We start from the raw sequence: 25,419 nt of genomic DNA, 5'->3' as shown, positions 1-25,419 counted from the left end.
GTCGTTCGTCGCTCAGGCGGCCAGCACTTCCTTCGCCGCCTTCTTCGCACCGATCTCGCCCAGCGCGCGCTTGTATTCGTGCGGGAACACCTTCACGAACTGGCGGCGCGCCGCGTCCCAGTTTTCCAGCAGCGACTTCGCGCGCGGCGAACCCGTGAACTGGAAATGACGCTCGACGAGCCCCTTGAGCAGCGCTTCGTCCGTCGTGCCCGCATGCCAGAGCGCGCGGTCGACCGTGCGCTCCTGCTCGGCCTGCTGCAGCACCGGCTCGAGCGCGACCATCGCCTTGTTGCACTTCGCCGCGAACGTGCCTTCCGGATCGTAGATGTACGCGAGACCGCCCGACATGCCGGCCGCGAAGTTGCGCCCGGTCTCGCCGAGCACGACGACCGTACCGCCCGTCATGTATTCGCAACCGTGGTCGCCCGTGCCTTCGACGACCGCCGTCGCACCCGAGTTACGCACGCAGAAGCGCTCGCCCGCGACGCCGCGGAAGAACGATTCGCCTTCGATCGCGCCGTACATCACCGTGTTGCCGCAGATGATGTTTTCCTCGGACTTGCCGCGGAAGTCGTTGGTCGGACGGATGATGATCCGGCCGCCCGACAGGCCCTTGCCGACGTAGTCGTTGCCGTCGCCGACCAGGTCGAGCGTCACGCCCTTCGCGAGGAACGCGCCGAAGCTCTGGCCGGCCGTGCCCTTCAGCTGGATGTGCACCGCGTCGTCGGCCAGGCCGTCGTGGCCGTGCTTCTTCGCGATCACGCCCGACAGCATCGCGCCGACCGTCCGGTTCACGTTGCGCACCGGCTGGATGAACGACACATGCTCGCCGTTCTCGATCGCGGCCTTCGCCTTCTCGATCAGCACGTGGTCGAGCGCGCGCTCGAGGCCGTGATCCTGCACGTCGACGTGACGCGGCGCGACGTCCTCGCACTCTTCCGGCTGGTAGAACACGCGCGAGAAGTCGAGGCCCTTCGCCTTCCAGTGCTCGATGCCCTTGCGGGTGTCGAGCAGATCGGCGCGGCCGATCAGGTCGTCGAACTTCGCGACGCCGAGCTGCGCCATGATCTCGCGCACTTCCTCGGCGACGAAGAAGAAGTAGTTCACGACGTGCTCGGGCTGGCCCTTGAACTTCGCACGCAGCACCGGATCCTGCGTCGCGACGCCGACCGGGCACGTGTTCAGGTGGCACTTGCGCATCATGATGCAGCCCTCGACGACGAGCGGTGCCGTCGCGAAGCCGAATTCGTCCGCGCCGAGCAGCGCGCCGATCACGACGTCGCGGCCCGTCTTCATCTGGCCGTCGGCCTGCACGCGGATGCGGCCGCGCAGGCGGTTCAGCACCAGCGTCTGCTGCGTTTCGGCGAGGCCGAGTTCCCACGGCGTGCCCGCGTGCTTGACCGACGACAGCGGCGACGCGCCCGTGCCGCCGTCATGGCCGGCGATCACGACGTGATCGGCCTTCGCCTTCGCGACACCGGCCGCGACCGTGCCGACACCCACTTCCGACACGAGCTTCACGGAGATGCTCGAGCTCGGGTTCACGTTCTTCAGGTCGTGGATCAGCTGCGCCAGATCCTCGATCGAGTAGATGTCGTGGTGCGGCGGCGGCGAGATCAGGCCGACACCCGGCACCGAGTAACGCAGCTTGCCGATGTATTCCGACACCTTGTGACCCGGCAGCTGGCCGCCTTCGCCCGGCTTCGCGCCCTGCGCCATCTTGATCTGGATCTGGTCGGCCGATGCCAGGTACTCGGCGGTGACGCCGAAGCGGCCCGACGCGACCTGCTTGATCTTCGAGCGCAGCGAATCGCCGTCCTTCAGCGGAATGTCGCTGACGATCTCGTCGCCGATCACCGACTTCAGCGTCTCGCCGGCCTTGATCGGAATGCCGCGCAGTTCGTTGCGGTAGCGCTTCTGGTCCTCGCCGCCTTCGCCGGTGTTCGACTTGCCGCCGATCCGGTTCATCGCGACCGCGAGCGTCGCGTGCGCTTCGGTGCTGATCGAACCGAGCGACATCGCGCCCGTCGCGAAGCGCTTGACGATGTCCTTCGCCGATTCGACGTCGTCGATCGGGATCGCCTTGGTCGGCTCGACCTTGAACTCGAACAGGCCACGGAACGTCATGTGACGCTTGGTCTGGTCGTTGATCAGGTGCGCGTATTCCTTGTACGTCTGGTACGAGTTGCTGCGCGTCGCGTGCTGCAGCTTCGCGATCGAATCCGGCGTCCACATGTGGTCTTCGCCACGCACGCGGTACGCGTACTCGCCGCCCGCGTCGAGCATGTCGCGCAGGATCGGGTTGTCGCCGAACGCGTCGCGGTGCAGGCGGATCGCTTCTTCAGCCACTTCGAACAGGCCGATACCACCAACCTTCGACGCGGTGCCCTTGAAGTACTTCTCGACGAGGTCGCTCGACAGGCCGAGCGCTTCGAAGATCTGCGCGCCCGTGTACGACATGTACGTCGAGATGCCCATCTTCGACATCACCTTCTGCAGGCCCTTGCCGACCGCCTTCGTGAAGTTGTAGACGGCCTTCTCCGGCGACAGGTCGCCCGGCAGCCCTTCGGCCATCTTCGCGAGCGTTTCCATCGCGAGGTACGGGTGCACGGCTTCCGCGCCGTAGCCCGCGAGCAGCGCGAAGTGGTGCGTTTCACGTGCGGAGCCCGTCTCGACGACGAGGCCCGTGCTCGTGCGCAGACCTTGCTGGACGAGGTGCGTGTGGATCGCCGACGTGGCGAGCAGCGCCGGAATCGCGACATGCTCGGCGTCCGTCTTGCGGTCCGACACGATCAGCATGTTGTAGCCCGACTTCACCGCGTCGACGGCTTCCGCGCACAGCGACGCGAGGCGTGCCTCGATGCCTTCCTTGCCCCAGGCAACCGGGTAGCAGATGTTCAGTTCGTACGCGCTGAACTTGCCGCCCGTGTACTGGTCGATCGCGCGGATCTTCGCGATGTCCTTGAAGTCGAGCACCGGCTGCGACACTTCGAGACGCATCGGCGGGTTGATGTTGTTCGTGTCGAGCAGGTTCGGCTTCGGGCCGATGAACGACACGAGCGACATGACCATGTTCTCGCGGATCGGGTCGATCGGCGGGTTCGTGACCTGTGCGAACAGCTGCTTGAAGTAGTGATAGAGCGTCTTGTTCTTGTTCGACATCACCGCGAGCGGCGAATCGTTGCCCATCGAACCGACGGCTTCCTCACCCTGCTGCGCCATCGGCGCCATCAGGAACTTCAGGTCTTCCTGCGTGTAGCCGAACGCCTGCTGGCGGTCGAGCAGCGCGGCGCCCTGCGTGCGGCCGGCCGCGACTTCCTCGGCCTTCGGCTCGATCTCGTCGAGCTTGATGCGCACGGCGTCGATCCAGCTCTTGTACGGCTTCGCGTTCGCGAGGTTGTCCTTCAGTTCCTTGTCGTCGATGATGCGGCCGTGTTCCATGTCGATCAGGAACATCTTGCCCGGCTGCAGGCGCCACTTCTTGACGATCTTCGATTCGGGGATCGGCAGCGTGCCGGCTTCCGACGCCATGATGACGAGGTCGTCGTCGGTGACGAGGTAGCGCGCCGGGCGCAGGCCGTTACGGTCGAGCGTCGCGCCGATCTGGCGGCCGTCGGTGAACGCGATCGCGGCCGGGCCGTCCCACGGCTCCATCATCGCGGCATGGTATTCGTAGAACGCGCGGCGGTTCTCGTCCATCAGCGTGTGCTGTTCCCACGCTTCCGGGATCATCATCATCACCGCGTGCACGAGCGGGTAGCCGGCCATCACCAGCAGTTCGAGACAGTTGTCGAACGACGCGGTATCCGACTGGCCCGGGTAGATCAGCGGCCACAGCTTCGGCAGATCGTCGGCGAGCACGTGCGACGCGATCGCGCCGGTACGTGCGTTCAGCCAGTTCACGTTGCCCTTCACGGTGTTGATCTCGCCGTTGTGCGCAATCATCCGGTACGGGTGAGCCAGTTCCCACGCCGGGAACGTGTTGGTCGAGAAGCGCTGGTGCACGAGCGCGAGCGCCGACACGACGCGCGTGTCCTGCAGGTCGCGGTAATACACGCCGACCTGGCCCGCGAGCAGCAGCCCCTTGTAGACGATCGTGCGCGCCGACATCGACGGCACGAAGTATTCCTTGCCGTGCTTGAGCTTGAGCGCCTGGATGCGGTGGCTCGCCGTCTTGCGGATCACGTACAGCTTCCGCTCGAGCGCGTCCGTCACCATGATGTCCTTGCCGCGGCCGATGAAGATCTGGCGGATCAGCGGCTCGCTCGCCTTCACGGTCGGCGAAATCGGCATCGCATGGTCGACCGGCACGTCGCGCCAGCCGAGCACGACCTGGCCCTCTGCCTTCACCGTCCGCTCGAGCTCCTGCTCGCACGCGAGACGCGATGCGTTTTCCTTCGGCAGGAAGATCATGCCGACCCCATATTCGCCGGCCGGCGGCAGCATCACGCCCTGCTTCGCCATTTCCTCGCGATAGAACGCGTCCGGGATCTGGATCAGGATGCCCGCGCCGTCGCCCATCAGCGGATCGGCGCCGACTGCGCCACGGTGATCGAGGTTCTCGAGGATCTTCAGACCCTGCTGAATGATCTCGTGGCTCTTCTTGCCCTTGATGTGAGCGACGAAGCCGACGCCACAGGCGTCGTGTTCGTTTTGCGGGTCATACAGACCTTGTGCGGCGGGCACCGCGGCGAGCGGCTGCTGGTGGTCGTTCATGGGGACACCGTCGTAAAGGGGGCCTGGAGGCCGTTGAACCATTTTCTTGTTGCCGTCGATCCCGCTCCCGACGGGAGACGGCGCGGCCGACAGTGGATGGGCAAGCTTCGCCCGGGCCACCGGAATTCGGAATATACGCGACGAATCAAAGGAATAGCAACAAAAACCGTTTGATCGAACCCCATTTAAATGGATGCCTCGATCTGGTGCCATTTTATTGGGGCCGTATCGTTTTGGTGCAAAAAGAAGCGGCGCCCGCAGCGCCGCCTCCTGAACCGCCGTTCCCGGATTACTGCTGGATCGGCGGCGTGTTTTCACGCACCTTTCTGGGGCGTCCGCGCGGCAGCGGCGACACGCGCCGGTTCGCGGTACGCGCCGCCCACTCGCGATAATTCTCTCCGCCGAGCACCCAGCCCTTCAACGTCGCCTGCTGCAACTGGTCGGCCTGCCGCTCGTCGAGCGGCTGCTCGCACAGCTCCTTGTACGCGCGTTGGCGGTCGAACGGCGTATTGCCGAGCGCCCAGTAGAGCGGATGGTCGGTGATCAGGCTGTCGACGGTGAGCCCGACGTGATGCCGGTAGCTCGACCAGCGATAAGCCTCGGGCGTCGCGACGAGCTGCGCGCGCACCGGGCTCATCTCGACCACGCGGCTCGCGAGCAGGAAATAGCGCTCGCCTTCGATGACCGTCGCACGGTAGCGGCCTTCCCACAGGGTGCCGCGCCGCGAATAGCGCCGGTTGAAATGCGCGACGTAGCGCCGGCCGACAGCCTGCATCGCTTTCGGCAGGCTCGCCTCGTCGCTCGGCGTCACGAGCAGTTGCACCTGGCGCGGCAGCAGCACGTAGGCGTGCACCGACAGGTGATGATCGCGCGCGGCGGCCTTCAGGCAATCGATGAAGAGTTCGTAGTCCTGGTCGTCGACGAACGCGGGTTGCTGATCCAGGCCGCGCAGTATCACGTGCTGCGGCTGGTCGGGAACGTAGAGTCGTGCTAACCGTGCCATGCTGAATGTCCGTTTGAACGCGTTAGGAAATACCCGGGGGTCCGATAGTGCGCACCTGCGTAGAATGCCTGTCCCGACAGGGCGCGGAAGCGTACGGTCGTACTAATCCTAGGGTGAAAACTCTAACTTACGAGCTTGTTTGGTTTTAAACGCAGTCGTCATAATGAGCACGCCTTAGATCGGAGGAGACACAATGAAACGAAAACTGGCCATTACGGGGGCTGCAGCGCTCGCATTCACGTTCGCGGGCGGTACGGCACACGCACAATCCGCAGGTGATTTCTACGTCAGCACCGGCTGGCTGCACCTCGCGCCGCAGGACAGCAGCGATCCGCTGTACCTCTACGGCGTCGGCGGCACGCCCGTCAACCAATCGATTCCCAACACGGGCGCTGGCATCAGCGACGCCGACACGCTCGCACTGGCGACCGGTTACTTCGTGACCGACCATATCGCCACCGAGTTCATTGCCGGCATTCCGCCGAAGTTCGACATCACCGGCAAGGGCCAGTTCGCGAATTTTGGTACGCTCGGCCGCGCATACCAGTGGAGCCCCGCGCTCCTCCTCAAGTACTACTTCAACGACGCCAACGCGAAGTTCCGTCCGTATATCGGCGTCGGCGCGACGTATATCTGGTTTACCGGCGCGAAGATCACGAACAGCGCGTTCGAAAACGGCGCGCTCGGCGGCCCGACCAGCGCACAGACCAGCAACCAGTGGGCGCCCGTGTTCAACGCCGGCTTCACGTACAACTTCACGAAACACTGGTTCGCCGGCTTATCGATGTCGTACATCCCGGTCAGCGTGACCGCGACTTTCACGACGGCCAAGCGGACCCAGGTGGGCACCCTGACCGAAACGTCGAAAGCGCACATCTCGCTGAACCCGATCGTGACTTACCTGAACGTCGGCTACCGCTTCTAAGCGTAGTCGAATATTTGGGGAATGGTTAATCCTGCTGCAATTTGTAGCGGATTTTTCCTGACGTAACGTCTCCACGATGTAAAACGCCCCGGCGGAAATCCCGCCGGGGCGTCGCTTTTTCGCGTCAGGCACGTTCCCGGCACCGATTGCGCCGGCCGCCGTCGCGGCCGTCAGGCGATATCGATGTCGTCCAGTGCCGCGGGGGCGATCAGGTCGATGCGGTCCGTGCAGACCGCATCGACGCCCCAGCGCGCCAGCTCGCGCGCCCGTTCGAGGTCGTTCACCGTGTAAACCAGGATGCGCAACCCGGCCGCCTTGATCGCGCGCACGAGCGATTCGTCGAGCCGCTTGTGGTCTGCATGCAACGAAACGCAGCCGAGCGCGCCGACCACCTGCGCATGCCAGTCGTCCGGCACGGCCTCGTAGAGCATCCCGCGCGGCAGCGCCGGCGCCGTCGCGCGCGCCTGTTGCAGCGCATCGAACGAGAACGACGACAACAGCGGCGGGACCGCGGCATCGTGCCAGTACGTGGCCGCGTCGGCCGCCACGCGCTGCCCGGTCTCGCGCTCGCGCCCCGGGCATGGCTTGATCTCGACATTGGCGGCCAGCCCGTAGGCGAGGCAGCGCGCCGCCGCCGCCTCGAGCGTCGGCATCCGCTCGCCCGCGAAGCGCGCGTCGAGCCACGCGCCCGCGTCGAGCGCGGCCAGCGCGTCATAACGCATGCCCGCCGCCGAGCCATGACCGTTCGACGTGCGGTCGACCGTGTCGTCGTGCAGCAGGAACGTCACGCCGTCGGCCGACAGCTTCGCGTCGAACTCGACCATCCGGTGGCCACGGCGCGCGCCTTCGTCGAGCGCGGCAAGCGTGTTCTCCGGTGCGAGCGTGCCGCCGCCGCGATGGGTGACGACGCGCGGATACGGCCAGTCGGTACGGGTTGTCATCGTCGGTCTCTCGGCAGGTGCAGCAGGTTCAGGCGGCACGCTTGCCGCTCTCGGGATCGAAGAAGTGCAGCCGGTGCGCCGGCAGCGCGGCCGCCAGCGCCGTGCCGCGCGCGGGGCGGTCTGCGTGCGGCAGGCGCACCGCAACGTCGTGATTGCCCCAGCGGCCGTGCGCGAGATTGTCCGCGCCGAGCAGCTCGCACGAATCGACCGGCAGCGTCGCCTGCGCGACGCCCGGCTGCGGCGTCATGTGTTCGGGACGCACGCCGAGCACCCAGTCGCGCCCGGTGGCGATCGCGGCACCGATGCCGGGCGCGCCGGCAACCGGCAGCGCGGGGCCGCCGCCTGCAACCGCAAACGTCGCGCCGTCGTCCGACAGCCGGCCGTGCATCAGGTTCATCGCGGGCGAGCCAATGAAGCCCGCGACGAACACCGTCGCCGGCTTCTCGTACACGTCGACCGGCGCGCCGATCTGCTCCGCGTAGCCGCGGTTCATCACGATCACGCGCTGCGCGAGCGTCATCGCCTCGATCTGGTCGTGCGTCACGTAGACGCTCGTCGTCGCAAGCCGCGCATGCAGCCGCTGGATCTCGAGCCGCATCTGCACGCGCAATTTCGCGTCGAGGTTCGACAGCGGCTCGTCGAACAGGAACACCGACGGCTCGCGCACGATCGCGCGCCCCATCGCGACGCGCTGCCGCTGGCCGCCCGACAGCTCGCGCGGCCGCCGTGCGAGCAGCGGTTCGAGCTCGAGGATCTTCGCGGCCGCGGCCACCCGCGAGTCGATCGTCGCGCGCTCGATCCCGCGGATCTTCAGCCCGTAGCCCATGTTCTGCGCGACCGTCATGTGCGGATACAGCGCATAGTTCTGGAACACCATCGCGATGTCGCGATCCTTCGGCTCCAGCGCGTTGACCACGCGCTCGCCGATCGCGATCTCGCCATCCGTCACCGTCTCGAGCCCCGCGATCATCCGCAGCAACGTCGACTTGCCGCAGCCCGACGGGCCGACCAGCACGATGAATTCGCCGTCGGCGATCTCCACGTCGATGCCGTGCAGCACGTGCTGCTTGCCGTCGTAGGATTTCCTGACGCCCTTCAAGCTCAACGCAGCCATACCTGGTCCTTCTCCCGGTTACCGTCCGTTGTTTATTTCTCGGAATCGACGAGGCCGCGCACGAACCAGCGCTGCATCGCCAGCACGACGACGAGCGGTGGAATCATCCCCAGCAGCGTCGCCGCCATCACGTATTGCCATTCGGTCGCGGCGTCGCCGCTCGCGATCATCGTCTTGATGCCCACCACCGCCGTCGACAGCGATGCCTCCGTCGTGATCAGGATCGGCCACAGATACTGGTTCCAGCCGTAGATGAACGTGATCACGAACAGCGCAGCGATACTCGTCTTCGACAGCGGCAGCACGACGTCCCAGAAGAACCGCAGCGGCCCCGCGCCGTCGATGCGCGCGGCATCCATCAGCTCGTCGGGCAGCGTCATGAAGAACTGGCGGAACAGGAACGTCGCGGTCGCCGACGCGATCAGCGGCAGCGTGAGCCCCGCATAGGTGTTCGTCAGGTGCAGCGTCGACACGACCTGCACGGTCGGGAAGATCCGCACCTCGACCGGCAGCATCAGCGTGACGAAGATCAGCCAGAACGCCGTGTTGCGGAACGGGAAGCGGAAATACACGATCGCGTACGCGGACAGGATCGACACCGCGATCTTGCCCACCGCGATGCCGAGCGCCATCGCGAAGCTGTTCACGAGCAGGCGGCCGAACGGCGCCGTCGTGCCGCCGCTGCCGTGCCCCCAGATATACGCGACGTTCTCGAACAGGTGCGTGCTCGGTATCAGCGACAGCGGCACCGTGAACACTTCCTGCGCGTTCATCGTCGCCGCGCAGAACGCGACGTAGACGGGAAACACGATCAGCACGACACCCGCGATCAGCACAGCGTGGCAGAACAGGTCGAAGCCCTTGCGATTCTCGATCATGCGTATTGCACCCTGCGTTCGACGAAGCGGAACTGGATCACCGTGAGCCCGACGACGATGATCATCAGCACGACCGACTGCGCGCCCGAGCTGCCGATGTCGAGCCCCTGGAAGCCCTCCGCGAAGATCTTGTAGATCAGTGTCTTGGTGCTCTGCGCCGGGCCGCCGCCGGTGGCCGCGTCGATCACCGGGAAGGTGTCGAAGAAGGCGTACACGAGGTTCACGACCAGCAGGAAGAAACTGGTGGGCGACAGCAGCGGCAGCACGATGTTGAAGAAGCGCCGCACCGGCCCGGCGCCGTCGATCGCCGCCGCCTCGATCAGCGAACGCGGGATCGCCTGCAGGCCCGCGTAGAAGAACAGGAAGTTGTAGCTCACCTGCTTCCACACCGACGCGAGCACGACCAGGAACATCGCCTGGCCGCCGTTCAGCGCGTGGTTCCACACGATGCCGCTCTTCGCGAGCGCATAGGTGATCAGGCCGATGCTCGGATTGAACAGGAACGCCCACAGCACGGCGGCGATCGTCGGCGCGACCGCATACGGCCAGATCAGCAGCGTGCGGTACACGCGCGCACCACGGATCACGCGGTCGGCGCACGCGGCGAGCAGCAGCGATACGACGAGCCCGCTCACCGTGACGAGCGAGCTGAACACGAGCGTCGTGCGGAACGAATCGAGATACAGCGGATCGGCGAACAGATGCGTGAAGTTCGCGAGGCCGACGAATTCGCTCGACGTGCCGAACGCGTCCTGCATCTGCGTCGACTGCCACAGCGCGACGCCGGCCGGCCACAGGAAGAACACGGCGGTGATCGCGAGCTGCGGTGCGATCAGCAGGTACGGCAACAGGCTCGTGCCGAAACGGGAACGGGATTGCATCGCGGAGATCCGGTCAGGCGCAACGGAAAGGGGGCGTGCCGCCGTCCGGCGCGCGCATCCGTACAGGATGCGATGCGGCCGGCGACACGGTGCGATGCGGGCTCAGCCGCCCGACTTCTCGAAGCGGCGCAGCAGTTCGTCGCCGCGCGAAGCTGCGGAATCGAGCGCATCCTTCGGCGACTTCTTCTGCGCCCAGACCTGCTCGAATTCCTCGTCGACCACCGTGCGGATCTGCGGCATGTTGCCGAGGCGCAGCCCCTTCGTGTACGGCAGCGGCGGCTTGTTCAGCATCTGCTTGATCGCGGTTTCGGCGCTCGGGTTCTTCGCGTAGAAGCCCTGCTGGCGCGTCAGGTCGTACGCGGCCGTGGTGACCGGCAGGTAGCCCGTGTCCTGATGCCACTTCGCGGCGACGGCCGGCGAGGCCAGGTACGCGAGGAATTTCGCGACGCCCTTGTAGGTCGCCGGATCCTTGCCGGCCAGCACCCACAGGCTCGCGCCGCCGATGATCGCGTTCTGCGGTGCGCCCTTCACGTTCGCGTCGTACGGCATCATGCCCGTGCCGTAGCTGAACTTCGCGAACTTCTGCACGTTCGCGAGCGCGCCCGACGACGTCGTCATGATCCCGCAGTCGCCGCTGTAGAACTTCGCCGACGCTTCATCCTTGCGGCCCGCGTACGTGAACGTGCCGTCCTTCGCCATCTGCTGCAGGAACGCGACGTGCGCGATCTGCTGCGGCTTGTTGAATTCGAGCACCGCGTCGTTACCGTCAAAGCCGTTGTTGCGGCTCGCGAACGGCAGCCCGTGCCATGCGCTGTAGTTCTCGAGCTGGATCCAGCCTTGCCAGCCGGTCGTGAAGCCGCACGCCATCCCCGACTTGCGCAGCTTCTCGGCATCGGTCTGCACGTCGGCCCACGTCTTCGGCGGCTGGTTCGGATCGAGCCCGGCCTTCTTGAACGCGTCCTTGTTGTAGTACAGCACCGGCGTCGAACTGTTGAACGGCATCGACACGAGATGGCCCGTCTTCGCGTCGCTGTAGTAGCTCGCGATGGTCGGCACGAACGCCTTTTCGTCGAGCGGCACGCCGGCCTGCTTGAACACGTCGTAGACGGGCACGACGGCCTTCTTCGCCTGCATCATCGTGGCCGTGCCGACTTCATAGACCTGGAGGATCGCCGGCGCGTTGCCGCTGCGATAGGCGGCGATGCCGGCCGCGAGCGCCTGGTCGTAGGTGCCCTTGAAGACCGGCACGATCTTGTAGTCGCTCTGCGACGCGTTGAACTGGTCGGCGATCGCGTTGACCCGCTCGCCGAGCGCGGCCTCCATCGCGTGCCAGAACTGGATCTCCGTCGCGGCGAACGCCACGTGCTGCGCGCCGAACATCAGCGCGCCGCCGAGCGCGATCGAACGAACCATGGTCCCCGCAGGCTTCTTCTTCATCGATCTCTCTCCTATGAAAACGTTACCAACAGCGTGTGCAACATTCCCATCGCCATTGAACCGGCGAAGTCTAGTGATCGTTTGTGACAGTCAGTTGTCGCTGATGACGAACAGGCGCTGGTACTCCTTCAGCGCGAAGCGGTCGGTCATGCCGGCGATGTAGTGCGCGACGAGACGCGGCTGCTGCGCGGCATCGTCGGACTGGTATGGCGGCGGCAGCAGGCGCGGATCGTCGATGAACGCATCGAACAACCCGGTGACGACGCGTTGCGCCTTGCTCGCCATGCGCATCACCTTGTAGTGGCGATAGAGGTTCTTGAAGAGGAAGCGCTTGAGGGCGGCCGCCTGGGCGGCGACCGTTTCGCTGTGCGACACGAGCGGCGGCGCGGCGCGCACGTCGTCGAGCGACGCGGGCGCGACGCGCGCGAGGTTGCGCGTCGTCTCGTCGATCAGGTCGACGATCAGCGTGTTGATGATGCGGCGCACCGTCTCGTGCACGAGACGGCGGCCTTCGAGGTGCGGAAATTCGGCGAGCGCCGCCTCGTAGTGGCGCTGCCACAGCTCGACTTCCGCGAGCTGTTCGATCGTGATCAGGCCGGAACGCAGGCCGTCGTCGACGTCGTGGTTGTTGTAGGCGATCTCGTCCGCGATGTTGGCAAGCTGCGCTTCGAGCGACGGCTGGCGGCCCTGCAGGAAGCGCTCGCCGAGCGCGCCGAGCTTGCGCGCATTCTCGCGCGAGCAGTGCTTCAGAATGCCTTCGCGCGTCTCGAAGCACAGGTTCAGCCCGTTGAACGCGCCGTAATGCTCCTCGAGCTCGTCGACGACCGCCAGGCTCTGCAGGTTGTGCTCGAAGCCGCCGTGCTCGCGCATGCAGGCATTCAGCGCGTCCTGCCCTGCATGGCCGAACGGCGTGTGGCCGAGGTCGTGCGCTAGCGAGATGGCCTCGACGAGATCCTCGTTCAGGCGCAGGTTGCGCGCGACCGAGCGTGCGATCTGCGCGACTTCGAGGCTGTGCGTGAGGCGTGTGCGGAACAGGTCGCCTTCGTGATTGACGAAGACTTGCGTCTTGTATTCGAGCCGGCGAAATGCGGTCGAATGAACGATGCGGTCGCGATCGCGCTGGAATTCGGTGCGCGCCGCCGGCGGTGTTTCCGGATGGCGACGGCCGCGCGACTGCGATGCGTGAGCGGCATACGGAGCGAGATGGGCTTCCAGCGCCGCCAGTGTCGGCGGCTCGGCCACCGGCGCAGTGGATGCGCTACCGGCTTCGTGCAGTGTGCTGCTGGATGTCTCGCTCACGTCTCCTCCATGTCAGGGGCGCCGGGGCATCCGGGCCGCCGTTAGCGGGTCGTCTGTGCCAGTGTAGCGAACACGGCTTCGTCCGGCGCCTGCGTGATCAGCGTATCGCCGAATCGCTTCAGCAGGATGAACTTGATCGCGCCGGCCTCGGCCTTCTTGTCGACGCGCATCAGGTCCATGTAGCGCGCGTCGCCGAGCGCGGGCCCGCGGGTCGGCAGGTGCGCGGCCGCGATCGCCGCATCGAGGCGCTGCCGCGACGCTTCGTCGAGCAGGCCGAGCCGCACCGACAGGTCGCCCGCCATTACCATCCCGCAGCCGACCGCCTCGCCGTGCAGCCATTCGCCGTAGCCGAGCCCGGCCTCGATCGCGTGACCGAACGTGTGGCCGAAGTTCAGGATCGCGCGCAGGCCGCCTTCGCGCTCGTCGGCCGCCACCACGCTCGCCTTGATCTCGCACGAGCGCTTCACCGCGTGTGCGAGCGCAGCCGGGTCGCGACGGTTCAGCGCGTCGACGTTCGCCTCGATCCAGTCGAAGAATTCCGCGTCGGCGATCGCGCCGGTCTTGATGACCTCGGCGACGCCGGCCGCCAGCTCGCGGTCGGGCAGGGTCGTCAGCGCGCCGATGTCCGCGATCACGGCCTGCGGCTGGTAGAACGCGCCGATCATGTTCTTGCCGAGCGGGTGGTTGATGCCCGTCTTGCCGCCGACCGACGAATCGACCTGCGACAGCAGCGTCGTCGGCACCTGGATGAACGGCACGCCGCGCATGTAGCACGCAGCGGCAAAGCCCGTCATGTCACCGATCACGCCGCCGCCGAGCGCGACGAGCGTCGTCTTGCGGTCCGCGCGGTCGGTCAGCAGGCCGTCGAAGATCAGGTTCAGCGTTTCCCAGTTCTTGTACGCCTCGCCGTCCGGCAGCACGACCGTCGACACGCGCTTGCCGAGCGGTGCAAGCGCCGCGCGCAGTGCATCGCCGTAGAGCGGATCGACCGTCGTGTTCGTGACGATCGTGACGGACGAACCCTTGATGTGCGGGGCGAACAGCTCGGCGCGGCCGATCAGGCCGGCGCCAATGTGAATCGGATAGGCGCGGTCGCCCAGATCGACGTTGACAGTAATCATGCTTGTAGCGGCTTGGCGATGACGCCGGCCAGTTCGAGTTGCATCAGCACCATGTTGACGAGACCGTTGACCGACGGACGGCCGGTCTCGATGACGAAATCCGCGCATTCGCGGTACAGCGGGTCGCGCACTTCGTACAGCGCTTCGAGACGCCCCTTCGGATCTTCGGTCTGCAGCAGCGGGCGGTTCTTGTCCTTGCGCGTGCGCAGCCACAGATCGTGCGGATTGGCGCGCAGGTAGACGACGATGCCGCTGTTTTTCAGGTAGTCGCGATTTTCCGGGCGCAGCACCGCGCCGCCGCCCGTCGCGAGCACGATGTTCTCGCGCTGCGTGAGCTCGGCGATCACCTGCGTTTCGCGATCGCGAAACCCGGCCTCGCCCTCCATCTCGAAGATCACCGGAATGCGCGCGCCCGTGCGGGCCTCGATTTCGTGGTCGGAGTCGAAGAACGTCCTGTCGAGACGACGCGCGACCGCACGGCCCACGGTGGTCTTACCCGCTCCCATAAGGCCGACGAAAAATACGTTTGCATGTGGGTCCCGCGCTTGCAACGGCTTCCTCTGCTTCAATCTTGCTGGTGTGTGGCGCAGCTTACTGGCAAAGCGGCTGCCTTGTCGAGCCTGCGCCGGCGGCTTCCGGCCCTGTTTTTCCGACATCCGCGCTGCCCGCGCCGCGCGCATCGCAGCGCGCATCGACGACGGTCGGCGTGATGAAGACGACCAGTTCGTTGCGCTGGTCGCGCTGCGCGCGGTGCCGGAAAAGTGCGCCCAGAAACGGTATTTTGCCCAAGAGCGGCACGCGCGTCACATCGTTCCGATTCAGTTGCTCATAGATCCCGCCGATCGCGACCGTCCCGCCGTTCTCGACCTCGACGCGCGTCTGGACATGCTTCGTGTGAATCGCCGGGCCGGCCGCCGTCGGCTCGCCGACGCTGTCCTTCGTCACGTCCAGGTCGAGCACCACGCGCCCGTCCGGCGTGATCTGCGGCTCGACCTCGAGCTTGAGCGTCGCCCGGCGGAACTGCACGCCGCTCACGCCGTTGCCGACCTTCGCCTGGTACGGCAGCTCCGCCCCCTGTTCGACGATGGCCTTGACGCGATCGGCGGTCACCACGCGCGGCCGCGAAACGATCTGACCCCGCCCCTGCGCCTCGAGCGCGCTCAGTTCGACGTCGAGCACGCGGCTGAGCGGCGCGGCGAACAACGTGAAGCCCGCGGTTGCCGCTTCGAAGCCGCTGAGCGGCCGCGCAGCAAGGTCGAGCGCGTTGCGCGCGCCGGCCGTGAACGTGGCGCTCTCGCCCGATGGCGGCCTCTCCTGCGCCCGCAGCGCAACGCGAGCGCCGAGGTTGCGCGAAAAACCCTGCTCGCCCTCGACGATGCGGGCCTCGATCCGGACCTGCCGCGACGGCCGGTCGATCGCATCGATCAGGCTCGCGATCTGGTCGAGACGCAGCGCGAGATCGGTGACGAACAGCAGGTTCGTACGCGGATCGGCCGCCGCGGCGCCACGCTTCGACAGCAGGCGCTGGCCCGTCGCGCCGGCCAGCAGCCGTTGCACGTCCTGCGCGCGCGGGTAGTGCAGCGCGAACGTACGGCTCGCGAGCGGCTCCAGATCGGCGGCCCGCGCGTGCATTTCGAAGCGCTCGCGTTCGCGCGCGGCCAGCTCGGCCGCCGGCGTGACCCATATCACGTTGCCTCGCCGGGACATCGCGAGCCCGTGCGTGTCCAGCAGCGTGTCGAAGGCATCGCGCCAGCGCACATTGTTCAGACGTAACGTGACGGTGCCGCGCACCTGTTCACCGACGACGATATTGAGCCCGGTGAACCGCGCGAACGCGTCGAACGCGGCCGCGAGCCCCGCGCCCTGCAGATTCAGCGAGATCCGCCGCGCGTCGTCTGCATCGCCGGGTTGCCGTGCCGCGGCGTCGCCGATCCGGGCCGGCGGCGCCAACGGGATTGGCGGCCCCTCCAGCCCGGTTGCCGGAGTGGCGGCCTCCACCTGAAGCGCCGCGCGAGCCGCCTGATCGAACGGCCGCGGGCCGGCCTCCGCCGATACGGTGCTGTCCGCACCGTCCACCGTACCTTGGGGCAGCGGCAGGCCAGGCACCGGCATGTCCACCGATGCAGCGGCAGGCCAGACGGCCGGCAGCGGCGGCAACGAGGCGCTTGCGCCGGCCGCCGTCAAGCCGGCACAGACGGCGAGGGCCCGACATCCATGCTTCATCATGGCCGCCTCCCGTCGTCCAGGGTGACGCGGTACGCGCCGTCCGCCGTCGCGAGCGTCACGGCGACCGGATCGACTCGCACCACCCGCGCGGCCCCGAGGGCTTCGCCGGGCACCACGGCCGCGAACGCGCCGTCACCGTCGTCGAACAGCGCGAGTCCGGCGCGCCCGTCGCGAATCGTGCCGGCCAGGCGGGCAGCCGCCCCCTCCGCGTCAGACGTGCCGGTGACGCCGAACGGATCGGCGCCAGGTGCGTCAGCCAGAACCGGCACCTCCCCAGCCGTAGACGTCGCCGCCGGTAACCCCGGAAACACGTCGACAGACATTTCCACGCGCGCCGCCGCCTTTCCCCGTTCGACACGCAGCGCGGTCGGCACCGCCAGCACCGGGAAACGCGCCAGCCCGCCGACCATCTGCAGCAGCGCGCGAAAGCCGCCATCCGCGACGATGCGCACCGTGCGCCGGCCGTCCTGCGCGGCACCATCGGCACGCAGCGGTTCGATCGATACGTCGTGCATCCCGCTCGACGCGGCGCGATCTGCCAGTTCCAGCATCAACGCAGCCCATTCCGGCTCGCGCGACAAGCGATCGCCGTGTGCCGCCGCCGGATACACGTCCCGTTGCCGTACAGCGGCTGCCAGGACACGCTGCGCGTCGGCCTCACGCATCTGCGCCGCTGCCAGCAATGCGCGGCCGTGCGCAAGCCCGCTCCAGTCAGCGGCATTCGCCAGATGAATGCCGCCCGCCAGCACGGCCGCGAACGCGACCACGCAGCCTGCGATGTGCGTAGCCGCCGGCGACACGCGCCGCATGCCGCCGAGCCACCTGCCGCCGTGCAGTGCGGGCCGATGCACGAGCGCCGTCATGCGCCACCTCCCGACGCTTTCCGGGACGGCAGCGCGTCGTGCCAGCGCAACTGGACCGAGAACCGGAACGGCATCCCGCCCGTCGCGACCGGCGCATCCGCAGCAGGCTTCAACGCATCGATATCGACCCGCCAGCCACGCTGCTCGCGCGCCATCGCCGCGAGCCATCGCGCCGCCGCCGGGTAGCTCGCGGCACGCGCATCGAGCACGGCACCGGCCGACGTCGTGCGCAGCGCGTCGAGCCGGACGGTGCCGTCGCCCACCTGTGCGAGTGTGGCCAGCAGCCCCGCGACGTGCCGGTAAGGCTCGGCAAGCTCAGCCGCCTGCGCGTCGCGCTGCGCGGCAACAGCCGCTGCGTTGGCGGCGCGCGTCGCAGCACCCACCTGCGGCTGCAACTGCCGCAGCCGCGCCTCCACGCTTGCGCGCTCGGCATCCACCCGCCACCGCGCCCCGGTAGCGGCGCCCGTCCACAGGCCGGCGCCAAGCACGCCGAACAGAATCGCCATGCCGCACTGCGCGGCCCGACGACGCCGCAACGCCTGCGCCAGCCGCTCGCGATACGGCAGCAGGTTGAAGCCGCCCTGCTCCGCGCGATAGACCGTCACTCCCACACCCCGCGCAATGCCAGCCCGAATGCGACAGCCAGCGCCGGACCGCCCGGCATGCCGGCGGGCAGGCATGGCTGCCCGCTCCAGCCCGTACAGTCGAACGACATCGCAACCGCGCCGAGCACGTCGCCAATCTCGGCGACGGACGTATCGAAGCGGGCGATACACCGCTCGTCCCCGGCCACGAGTACGCAATGCACGGCCCCGAGCGCGCGCCGGCGCAATGCATCGGAAAACGCCCCCGGCACGGCGCCGGACAGCGTCAGCACCGGCACGGCCAACGGGCCGTCGATTCGCCAGCCGTGCATGCCCGAGTCGTGGAACCAGAGCGCCGCGTAGGGGCCCGCCTGCGCGTCGGGTTCGAATTGCGCGGCGTAGCGCAACGCCCGCAGCGCGGCGGCCGACTCGCCGTCGACCACCGTCAGGTCGACACCGGCCTGCGCAGCCACGTCGATCCGGCGCTCGAGCAGCGCCAGCGGGGCCACGGCAACCTCGATCTCGCCCGCCTCCGCGCCGCCATCCTGCCGCCAGTCGAACGCGAGGCTGTCCGGCGCCAGCCCCGAGATGCGTTCGGCCGCCTGCCGCGCGGCGTCCGGGATGTCGTCCCGCCCGGCCAGATCGAGCGTCGCGGTGCGCATCTCGTCATCGTGCAACGCCATCACCCCGCGCGCATCGCACCGCACGTCGGCCGCCGACAGCCTCGACACGGCTGCAGCCAGCGCACGCGCGACCGCCGCCCAGCGCGCATCCTCCGGCCCGCCCGCCAACCCGACCGGCTCCCGCTCGAGCCCCTCGACGCACACCTCCGCGCCCCGTCCGCGCCGGCTCAGCACGACCACCCTCACCTCGTCCGAACCGACGTCGATTCCCGTCGACCGGTGCCCGCCCCGCGCAAACCGCGCTCCCCATCGTCCTGCCATCGCAGCCTCCCGAGATCGTCGCGGCCCACGCCGCGTTTCCGAGACCTGATTCTGCAAAACGGCGCGTGCGGCCGACAGTCGGCCTAACGGCCAGTATCCGCTCGCGACGGCCGTGCGCGGGCTATGCTGGAAGCACGCCAACCCGCAGCTGCGCGGCGGGCGGCCCCCCGCGTCAGGACCGGTCTTACCGGGCAGCTATAATCGCGGGACTGTTTTCCGGTATGCCTATGCAATCCACGACTCCTACGTCCCCGCCTCCTGCCCCGGAGCCGAAGAAGCGGCCCTGGTGGCAAAAAGTCCTGCTCGGATTCGCCACGATGTGCGTGGCGCTCGTCGTGGCCGGCGGCCTCGTGCTCGGCTACGCGCTCGTCGTCGCCTGGCCGAACATGCCGTCGCTCGACGCGCTGACCGACTATCGGCCGAAGGTGCCGCTGCGCATCTATACGTCCGATCACGTGCTGATCGGCGAATTCGGCGAAGAGCGCCGCGACGTCGTCCATTTCAAGGACGTGCCCGCCTCGCTGAAGAACGCGATCCTCGCGATCGAGGACGCGCGCTTCTACGATCACGGCGGCGTCGACCTCACCGGCATCGTCCGCGCCGGTTTCGTCGCGCTGACGAACGGCCATGCGTCGCAGGGCGCGAGCACGATCACGATGCAGGTCGCGCGCAACTTCTTCCTGTCGAGCGAGAAGACCTACATGCGCAAGATCTACGAGATGCTGCTCGCGTACCGGATCGAGCGTGCGCTGACGAAAGATCAGATTCTCGAGGTCTACATGAATCAGATCTATCTCGGCCAGCGCGCGTACGGCTTTGCAAGCGCCGCGCGGGTCTACTTCGGCAAGGACCTGAAGGACATCACGCTCGCCGAAGCAGCGATGCTCGCCGGGCTGCCGAAGGCACCGTCCGCGTATAACCCGGTCGTGAACCCGAAGCGCGCAAAGGTGCGCCAGGAATACATCCTGCAACGGATGCTCGAGCTGAACTTCATCACGCGCGAACAGTACGACGAGGCCGTCGCACAGCCCCTCGTCGTCAAGGGTCCGGGCCGCGATTTCAGCGTGCACGCCGAGTACGTCGCGGAAATGGTCCGACAAATGATGTACGCGCAATACCGTGAGGAAACCTACACGCGCGGCTTCAACGTCGTCACGACGATCGACTCCGCGGACCAGCAGGTCGCATACACCGCGCTGCGCAAGGGCATCATGGATTACGAACGCCGGCACGGCTATCGGGGGCCGGAAGGCTTCATCGAGCTGCCGGCCGGTGCCGATGACCGCGAACAGGCGATCGACGATGCGCTGCTCGAACACCCCGACAACGGTGAACTGATTGCCGCGGTCGTCACGGCGGCCACCCCGCGCCAGATCACGGTTGCGTTCATCGACGGCAGCAATGCGACGATCGAAGGCGACAACCTGCGCTTCGCGTCGGGCGCGCTGTCGGCCAATGCGCAGCCGAATCGCCGCATCCGCCCGGGCGCGATCGTCCGCGTCGTGAAGAACGACGCCGGTAAATGGTCGATCACGCAGTTGCCGCAGGTCGAGGGGGCGTTCCTGTCGATCGTCCCGCAGGACGGCGCGATCCGCTCGCTCGTCGGCGGCTTCGACTACAACAAGAACAAGTTCAACCACGTCACGCAGGCGTGGCGACAGCCGGGTTCGTCGTTCAAGCCGTTCATCTATTCGGCGTCGCTCGACAAGGGCCTCGGGCCGGCAACCGTGATCAACGACGGCCCGCTGTATTTCAGCGCCGCCGAAACGGGCGGCCAGCCGTGGGAACCGAAGAACTACGGCGGCGGCTTCGAAGGCCCGATGTCGATGCGCACCGCGCTGCAGCGCTCGCGCAACCTCGTGTCGATCCGGATCCTGAATCACATCGGCACGAAGTACGCGCAGCAGTACATCACGCGCTTCGGCTTCGACGCCGAACGCCATCCGGCCTACCTGCCGATGGCACTCGGCGCGGGCCAGGTCACGCCGCTGCAGATGGCGGGCGCGTACTCGGTCTTCGCGAACGGCGGCTACCGCGTCAATCCGTACCTGATCGCGGAAGTCACCGATCCGAACGGGGCGATCGTCGTGCGCGCGCAGCCGCTCGTCGCCGAGCAGAACGCACCGCGCGCGATCGACGCGCGCAACGCATACGTGATGAACAGCCTGCTGCAGAGCGTCGCGCAGCGCGGCACGGGCGCACGGACCAACGTGCTGAAGCGCACCGACCTCGCGGGCAAGACCGGCACGACGAACGACTCGCACGACGCGTGGTTCGCCGGCTACCAGCACACGCTCGCCGCGATCGCGTGGATCGGCTACGACAACCCGCGCAGCCTCGGCGATCGCGAAACGGGTGGCGGCCTGTCGCTGCCCGTCTGGATCGAATACATGGGCGCCGCGCTGAAGGGCGTGCCCGAGTTCAAGCCGACGGTGCCGGACGGCGTCGAATCGCTCGGCGGCGAGCTGTACTTCACCGAGTTCGCGCCGGGTCACGGCTTCGTGTCGACGGTCGGCGTACCGCAGGCACCGGCCGCGCAGAACGTCGATGCCACCGTGCCGCACGTCGACGAGCAGGAAAAGCAGGACATCATGAACCTGTTCCAGGCGCACTGATCGCCCGCCCGGACATGAAAAAAGCGCCCCCGCGGGGGCGCTTTTTCTTTGGCACGACAGCTCGGGGCGCGGCCCCGGCTTCGGCCCTGGCCGTTACGGCGCGCTGAACGTGATCGCCAGGCCGGCCTGCTGCGTCGCGTATTCGGTGAGCGCCGAGAAAAACTCGGTGCCCGTGCGCGTATCGCGCCATTCGCCGTCGATGAAACGGTAGTGGAAACCGCCCGCCTTCGCGGCGATCCACACTTCCTTCATCGGCGGCTGCAGGTTGACGATGATCTTCGAGCCGTTCTCGAACGTCAGCGTCAGGACGCTGCCGTTGCGCTCCAGATCGATGTCGTGATCGCCGTCGTTGGCGTCGTCGACGGTACGCTCGACGGCCGCCAGTACGGCCTCGGCACGGGTCAGGTATTCGGTATCGGACATGCTAAACTCTATCGGTTCAATTGTTCAGGGACGATCATGCGAGTCGTTTTCCGGATGAGCGCGATTGTAGCGGCTTTGGCGATTCTTGCCGGCTGCGGTCAAAGCGGCGCGCTCTATCTGCCCACCGTGCCTCCGATGCCCAAGCCACTCCAGCAGCAGGACGCACCACCGTCGGACGTGAAGCCGACCGATGAAAACGCGTCGTCCGACAGTGTGCCCGATTCGTCCGGTACGCCGCTCACGCTGTCGCCCGAATTGTCGAGCGGCACATCGGCCAAGCCCGCACCGGCATCGAGCCCGGCCGTCGCAAAGTAACGGCGCGCCGCCTGTACCGCTCGCGAAACAAGGCGATGACTTCCCGGTCATCGCCTTTTGTTTTTCCAGGCTGCGCCGTCACGCGCGCACGCGCCGCCATCCCCATGCAATGACCCGCCAGCCAAGCAGCGCGGCAACGATCGCCGCATAAAGCTTCGGCTGCGCGAGATTGTGCTTGCCGGCCCTCATCCACCAGAAGTGCAGCACGCCGAACAGCGCGATCGCGTAGATCGCGCTGTGCAGCGTCGCCCAGTGGCGGCCGAGCCGGCGCACCATCGCGCGCGGCGAGGTTGCCGCGAGCGGAATCAGCAGCACGAACGCGGCGAAACCGACCGTGATGAACGGGCGTTTGCCGACGTCCTTAAGGATCGCAACGACGTCGAACCACTTGTCGAACCACAGGTAGGTCGTGAAGTGCAGCGTCGCGTAAAAGAACGCGAACAGCCCGATCATCCGGCGAAAACGCAGCAGCGCGGCGAACCCCGTCATGCGCCGCAGCGGCGTGACGGCGAGCGTGATGCACAACAAGACGAGCGTCCAGAGGCCCGTCGAACGCGTGATGAACTCGATCGGATTCGCGCCGAGCCGGTCGGTCAGCCCGAACAGCACGAGACGCGCGAGCGGATAAAGGCCGGCCGCGAAAACCAGCACCTTGGCCGGCGCGAGCCAGCGCGGCGCGGCGGGACGGACCGCACCGCCCCGCGCGGCACGTGCGGCCGAACCGGCGCCGGCTGCGCGCGCGGGTGTCAGCGTCGAAGGAGGCATGTCGTTTCTCACCGTCACGCTCAGAAGTTCTTCTTCAGGTCCATGCCCTGATACATCGACGCGACCAGATCGCCGTAGCCGTTGAACATCAGTGTCTTGCGCTTCGGCGTGAAAAAGCCGTCCTCGCCGATGCGCCGCTCGGTCGCCTGGCTCCAGCGCGGATGATCGACGTTCGGGTTCACGTTCGAATAAAAGCCGTACTCGTTCGCCGCATACGTATTCCAGCTCGTCTTCGGCTGCTTGTCGACGAAGCGGATCTTCACGAGCGACTTCGCGCTCTTGAAGCCGTACTTCCACGGCACGACGATCCGCACCGGCGCGCCGTTCTGATTCGGCAGCACCTGCCCGTAGACGCCCATCGTCAGCAGCGTCAGCGGATTCATCGCCTCGTCCATCCGCAGCCCTTCCGAGTACGGCCAGTCGAGCACGGGCGTCGAGAGGCCGGGCATCTGCGACGGATCGGCCAGCGTGATGAACTGCACGTATTTCGCGTTGCCGGTCGGCTGCACGCGCTTGATCAGCTCGGACAGCGGCACGCCGATCCACGGGATCACCATCGACCAACCCTCGACGCAGCGCAACCGGTACACGCGCTCCTCGAGCGGCGCGAGCTTCAGCAGTTCGTCGAGATCGAACACCTTCGGATGCAGCACCTCGCCTTCGACGCTCACGCGCCACGGGCGCGGCCGCAACGTGCCGGCGTTCTGCGCGGGGTCACTCTTGTCGGTGCCGAATTCGTAGAAGTTGTTGTAGGACGTGATGTCCTTGAACGGCGTCACCTTGTCGGCCGCGACGAACTTCGGATTCGTCTTCGCCGCGAGCTTCGCGGCCCGCGCATCGGGCGACGCATAGGCGGCCCATGCTGCGCCGCTGCCGCCGAGCAGCCCGCCCGCCGCCGCGAGGCCGGCCGCCTGCAACACGCGCCGCCGGTTCTCGAAGACCGCACGCGGCGTGATTTCGCCGGGCGCAATATCGCCGCCGGTCAGTACGTTCCGCAAAGGGCGTTTGATCCACATCGTGCTGCTCCTCCTGCATGCGCCGCGCGCAGCTTCATGAGCGTTCGACCCGACCCGTCTTGCGCCGTTCGACGCCCGGACCGCCCGCCCGTTACAAAAGAAAACCGCCGGGCACACGGTGCACCGGCGGTCTCATAGTCGGACGAACAGCGGAAATCTTACAGCTTGCCGTAGCTGTGCAGCCCGGACAGGAACATGTTGACGCCGAGGAACGCGAAGGTCGTCACGAGCAGGCCCGTGAGCGCCCACCATGCGGCCACCGAGCCGCGCAGGCCCTTCATCAGGCGCATGTGCAGCCACGCCGCGTAGTTGAGCCATACGATCAGCGCCCAGGTTTCCTTCGGGTCCCAGCTCCAGTAGCCGCCCCAGGCTTCAGCGGCCCACAGTGCGCCGAGAATCGTCGCGATCGTGAAGAACGCGAAACCGACCGCGATCGACTTGTACATCACGTCGTCGAGCACTTCGAGCGTCGGCAGGCGATCCGCGAGCACGCCGCGCTCCTTCATCAGGTACGCGACCGACACCATCGCCGACAGCGCGAAGCTGCCATAGCCGATGAAGTTCGCCGGCACGTGGATCTTCATCCACCAGCTCTGCAGCGCCGGCACGAGCGGCTGGATCTGCTGCGCATCGCGCGCGACCGAGTACCACATCAGGAAGCCGACGGCCGCGCTGATCACCAGCAGCACGAACGCGCCGAGCGCGCGCGTGCCGTAATGGCCTTCGTAATACAGGTAGAGCAGCGCGGTGATCAGGCTGAACAGCACGAACACTTCATACAGGTTCGACACCGGAATGTGCCCGACGTCCGCACCGATCAGGTAGGACTCGTACCAGCGCACCATCAGGCCGGTGAAGCCCATCAGCACGGCGACCCACGTGAGCTTCTGGCCGATCGCGGAGCCCGACTCCGAGCGCGCGAGCAGCCCGATCCAGTAGAAGATCGTCGCGAGCACGAACAGCGCGCTCATCCACAGGATGGCCGACTGGCTCGACAGGAAGTACTTGAGGAAGAACGCCGAATCGGCGCGCGCGAGATCGCCCTGGTAGATCTGGATCGACAGAAGCGCCAGCACGGTGATCGACGCCATCATCAGCCGCGCGGGCTTCCAGCGCCAGCCGAGCGTGATGAGCGCCGGCACGGTGCCGATCATCACGGCCTTGTCGTAGTAATTCATGTGCTCGTTGTAGTGCACGAGCGCATAGCCCGCGCCCACCACGAGCGCCAGCGCGAACAGCCAGTCGAGCAACGACAGGCGCGCGAGGAACGGACGGTCGTCGAACAGCGGCGCCACAACTGGAGCCTGGGCCGACGCCCGATGGGAAGAGGAAACTTGCGTGAGATCCATGATG

Annotated in this window: 21 protein-coding genes; 3 read left to right on the top strand and 18 right to left on the bottom strand. The window is 66.9% G+C overall.

The annotated features are described in order from the left end of the window. Positions 1-12: 12 nt before the first annotated feature. Positions 13-4,716, bottom strand: coding sequence for a glutamate synthase-related protein (locus tag G3N61_RS16405; RefSeq protein WP_043191803.1), 4,704 nt, complete (start codon positions 4,714-4,716; stop codon positions 13-15). A 289-nt stretch (positions 4,717-5,005) separates the two neighbouring features. Then, the gene (locus tag G3N61_RS16400) at positions 5,006-5,719 is read right to left on the bottom strand and encodes a transposase (RefSeq protein WP_006477151.1); all 714 of its coding nucleotides are present in this window, start codon (positions 5,717-5,719) and stop codon (positions 5,006-5,008) included. A 193-nt stretch (positions 5,720-5,912) separates the two neighbouring features. On the opposite strand from G3N61_RS16400, the gene G3N61_RS16395 reads away from it, so the two are divergent. Further along, a complete protein-coding gene (locus G3N61_RS16395; protein WP_043191805.1) occupies positions 5,913-6,644 on the top strand; it encodes an OmpW family outer membrane protein in 732 nt (243 codons plus the stop codon). Between the two features lie 170 nt (positions 6,645-6,814). Here G3N61_RS16395 and ugpQ read toward each other — a convergent pair whose 3' ends face one another. From ugpQ to G3N61_RS16335, 12 genes are all read right to left on the bottom strand, one after another. Then, positions 6,815-7,585 (bottom strand): glycerophosphodiester phosphodiesterase, encoded by a 771-nt coding sequence (gene ugpQ / locus G3N61_RS16390; protein WP_205823031.1) that lies wholly within the window; start codon positions 7,583-7,585, stop codon positions 6,815-6,817. A 28-nt stretch (positions 7,586-7,613) separates the two neighbouring features. Further along, a complete protein-coding gene (locus tag G3N61_RS16385; RefSeq protein ID WP_205823029.1) occupies positions 7,614-8,699 on the bottom strand; it encodes a sn-glycerol-3-phosphate import ATP-binding protein UgpC in 1,086 nt (361 codons plus the stop codon). 32 nt (positions 8,700-8,731) lie between these two features. Beyond that, positions 8,732-9,577, bottom strand: coding sequence for a sn-glycerol-3-phosphate ABC transporter permease UgpE (ugpE, locus tag G3N61_RS16380; RefSeq protein WP_043191812.1), 846 nt, complete (start codon positions 9,575-9,577; stop codon positions 8,732-8,734). After that, positions 9,574-10,458 carry a sn-glycerol-3-phosphate ABC transporter permease UgpA gene (gene ugpA, locus G3N61_RS16375; protein ID WP_175024564.1) on the bottom strand — a complete coding sequence of 295 codons (885 nt, stop codon included), beginning with the start codon at positions 10,456-10,458 and terminating at the stop codon, positions 9,574-9,576. Before ugpA ends, ugpE begins: the two co-directional genes overlap by 4 nt. Positions 10,459-10,560: 102 nt before the next feature. Beyond that, entirely contained in the window at positions 10,561-11,895 is a 1,335-nt protein-coding gene (gene ugpB / locus G3N61_RS16370) for a sn-glycerol-3-phosphate ABC transporter substrate-binding protein UgpB (protein WP_043191817.1), read from the bottom strand. Between the two features lie 90 nt (positions 11,896-11,985). Then, the gene (locus tag G3N61_RS16365; protein ID WP_230624516.1) at positions 11,986-13,170 is read right to left on the bottom strand and encodes a deoxyguanosinetriphosphate triphosphohydrolase; all 1,185 of its coding nucleotides are present in this window, start codon (positions 13,168-13,170) and stop codon (positions 11,986-11,988) included. A gap of 65 nt (positions 13,171-13,235) precedes the next feature. Beyond that, the gene (gene aroB / locus G3N61_RS16360; RefSeq protein ID WP_205823027.1) at positions 13,236-14,315 is read right to left on the bottom strand and encodes a 3-dehydroquinate synthase; all 1,080 of its coding nucleotides are present in this window, start codon (positions 14,313-14,315) and stop codon (positions 13,236-13,238) included. After that, positions 14,312-14,866: a shikimate kinase gene (locus tag G3N61_RS16355; RefSeq protein ID WP_043191824.1), complete on the bottom strand. Its 555-nt coding sequence runs from the start codon at positions 14,864-14,866 to the stop codon at positions 14,312-14,314. Before G3N61_RS16355 ends, aroB begins: the two co-directional genes overlap by 4 nt. Before the next feature lie 40 nt (positions 14,867-14,906). Further along, complete coding sequence (gene pilQ / locus G3N61_RS16350; RefSeq protein WP_205823025.1) at positions 14,907-16,541, bottom strand: type IV pilus secretin PilQ; 1,635 nt, start codon at positions 16,539-16,541, stop codon at positions 14,907-14,909. After that, on the bottom strand, positions 16,538-17,404 hold the full coding sequence (locus tag G3N61_RS16345; RefSeq protein ID WP_205823023.1) for a pilus assembly protein: 867 nt from the start codon (positions 17,402-17,404) through the stop codon (positions 16,538-16,540). The genes pilQ and G3N61_RS16345 overlap by 4 nt, the downstream gene beginning before the upstream one ends. Next, on the bottom strand, positions 17,401-18,009 hold the full coding sequence (locus G3N61_RS16340) for a fimbrial protein (RefSeq protein WP_244911949.1): 609 nt from the start codon (positions 18,007-18,009) through the stop codon (positions 17,401-17,403). The genes G3N61_RS16345 and G3N61_RS16340 overlap by 4 nt, the downstream gene beginning before the upstream one ends. Beyond that, positions 18,006-18,932, bottom strand: a complete 927-nt coding sequence (locus G3N61_RS16335; RefSeq protein WP_089449761.1) for a competence protein ComA — start codon at positions 18,930-18,932, stop codon at positions 18,006-18,008. Before G3N61_RS16335 ends, G3N61_RS16340 begins: the two co-directional genes overlap by 4 nt. 221 nt (positions 18,933-19,153) lie before the next feature. Between G3N61_RS16335 and G3N61_RS16330 the strand changes: the two genes are divergently transcribed. Further along, the gene (locus G3N61_RS16330; RefSeq protein ID WP_205823022.1) at positions 19,154-21,547 is read left to right on the top strand and encodes a penicillin-binding protein 1A; all 2,394 of its coding nucleotides are present in this window, start codon (positions 19,154-19,156) and stop codon (positions 21,545-21,547) included. A gap of 93 nt (positions 21,548-21,640) precedes the next feature. Here G3N61_RS16330 and cyaY read toward each other — a convergent pair whose 3' ends face one another. Further along, on the bottom strand, positions 21,641-21,970 hold the full coding sequence (cyaY, locus tag G3N61_RS16325; protein WP_043191836.1) for an iron donor protein CyaY: 330 nt from the start codon (positions 21,968-21,970) through the stop codon (positions 21,641-21,643). Positions 21,971-22,006: 36 nt separating this feature from the next. Here cyaY and G3N61_RS16320 point away from each other — a divergent pair, with 36 nt between their 5' ends. Further along, a complete protein-coding gene (locus tag G3N61_RS16320; RefSeq protein WP_089449759.1) occupies positions 22,007-22,285 on the top strand; it encodes a lipoprotein in 279 nt (92 codons plus the stop codon). Positions 22,286-22,363: 78 nt separating this feature from the next. Here G3N61_RS16320 and msrQ read toward each other — a convergent pair whose 3' ends face one another. The 3 genes from msrQ to ccsB form a co-directional block, all read right to left on the bottom strand. Next, complete coding sequence (gene msrQ / locus G3N61_RS16315; RefSeq protein ID WP_089449758.1) at positions 22,364-23,050, bottom strand: protein-methionine-sulfoxide reductase heme-binding subunit MsrQ; 687 nt, start codon at positions 23,048-23,050, stop codon at positions 22,364-22,366. Between the two features lie 20 nt (positions 23,051-23,070). Next, entirely contained in the window at positions 23,071-24,066 is a 996-nt protein-coding gene (gene msrP, locus G3N61_RS16310; protein ID WP_043191842.1) for a protein-methionine-sulfoxide reductase catalytic subunit MsrP, read from the bottom strand. Positions 24,067-24,224: 158 nt separating this feature from the next. Further along, a complete protein-coding gene (gene ccsB / locus G3N61_RS16305; RefSeq protein ID WP_089449756.1) occupies positions 24,225-25,415 on the bottom strand; it encodes a c-type cytochrome biogenesis protein CcsB in 1,191 nt (396 codons plus the stop codon). Between the last annotated feature and the right edge of the window lie 4 nt (positions 25,416-25,419).

The sequence above is a fragment of the Burkholderia sp. Ac-20349 genome (assembly GCF_017104865.1).
In the GTDB taxonomy this organism is placed as follows: Bacteria; Pseudomonadota; Gammaproteobacteria; order Burkholderiales; family Burkholderiaceae; genus Burkholderia; species Burkholderia aenigmatica.
Note: the sequence above shows the minus strand (reverse complement) of the source record. Positions and strands in the feature narration are given on the sequence as shown.

Excerpts from the sequence above, each read along its gene's own strand:
- G3N61_RS16405 (WP_043191803.1), bottom strand. The coding sequence starts at position 4,716 with ATGAACGACCACCAGCAGCCGCTCGCCGCGGTGCCCGCCGCACAAGGT.
- G3N61_RS16400 (WP_006477151.1), bottom strand. The coding sequence starts at position 5,719 with ATGGCACGGTTAGCACGACTCTACGTTCCCGACCAGCCGCAGCACGTG.
- G3N61_RS16395 (WP_043191805.1), top strand. The coding sequence starts at position 5,913 with ATGAAACGAAAACTGGCCATTACGGGGGCTGCAGCGCTCGCATTCACG.
- ugpQ (WP_205823031.1), bottom strand. The coding sequence starts at position 7,585 with ATGACAACCCGTACCGACTGGCCGTATCCGCGCGTCGTCACCCATCGC.
- G3N61_RS16385 (WP_205823029.1), bottom strand. The coding sequence starts at position 8,699 with ATGGCTGCGTTGAGCTTGAAGGGCGTCAGGAAATCCTACGACGGCAAG.
- ugpE (WP_043191812.1), bottom strand. The coding sequence starts at position 9,577 with ATGATCGAGAATCGCAAGGGCTTCGACCTGTTCTGCCACGCTGTGCTG.
- ugpA (WP_175024564.1), bottom strand. The coding sequence starts at position 10,458 with ATGCAATCCCGTTCCCGTTTCGGCACGAGCCTGTTGCCGTACCTGCTG.
- ugpB (WP_043191817.1), bottom strand. The coding sequence starts at position 11,895 with ATGAAGAAGAAGCCTGCGGGGACCATGGTTCGTTCGATCGCGCTCGGC.
- aroB (WP_205823027.1), bottom strand. The coding sequence starts at position 14,315 with ATGATTACTGTCAACGTCGATCTGGGCGACCGCGCCTATCCGATTCAC.
- pilQ (WP_205823025.1), bottom strand. The coding sequence starts at position 16,541 with ATGATGAAGCATGGATGTCGGGCCCTCGCCGTCTGTGCCGGCTTGACG.
- G3N61_RS16345 (WP_205823023.1), bottom strand. The coding sequence starts at position 17,404 with ATGACGGCGCTCGTGCATCGGCCCGCACTGCACGGCGGCAGGTGGCTC.
- G3N61_RS16335 (WP_089449761.1), bottom strand. The coding sequence starts at position 18,932 with ATGGCAGGACGATGGGGAGCGCGGTTTGCGCGGGGCGGGCACCGGTCG.
- G3N61_RS16330 (WP_205823022.1), top strand. The coding sequence starts at position 19,154 with ATGCCTATGCAATCCACGACTCCTACGTCCCCGCCTCCTGCCCCGGAG.
- cyaY (WP_043191836.1), bottom strand. The coding sequence starts at position 21,970 with ATGTCCGATACCGAATACCTGACCCGTGCCGAGGCCGTACTGGCGGCC.
- G3N61_RS16320 (WP_089449759.1), top strand. The coding sequence starts at position 22,007 with ATGCGAGTCGTTTTCCGGATGAGCGCGATTGTAGCGGCTTTGGCGATT.
- msrQ (WP_089449758.1), bottom strand. The coding sequence starts at position 23,050 with ATGCCTCCTTCGACGCTGACACCCGCGCGCGCAGCCGGCGCCGGTTCG.
- msrP (WP_043191842.1), bottom strand. The coding sequence starts at position 24,066 with ATGTGGATCAAACGCCCTTTGCGGAACGTACTGACCGGCGGCGATATT.
- ccsB (WP_089449756.1), bottom strand. The coding sequence starts at position 25,415 with ATGGATCTCACGCAAGTTTCCTCTTCCCATCGGGCGTCGGCCCAGGCT.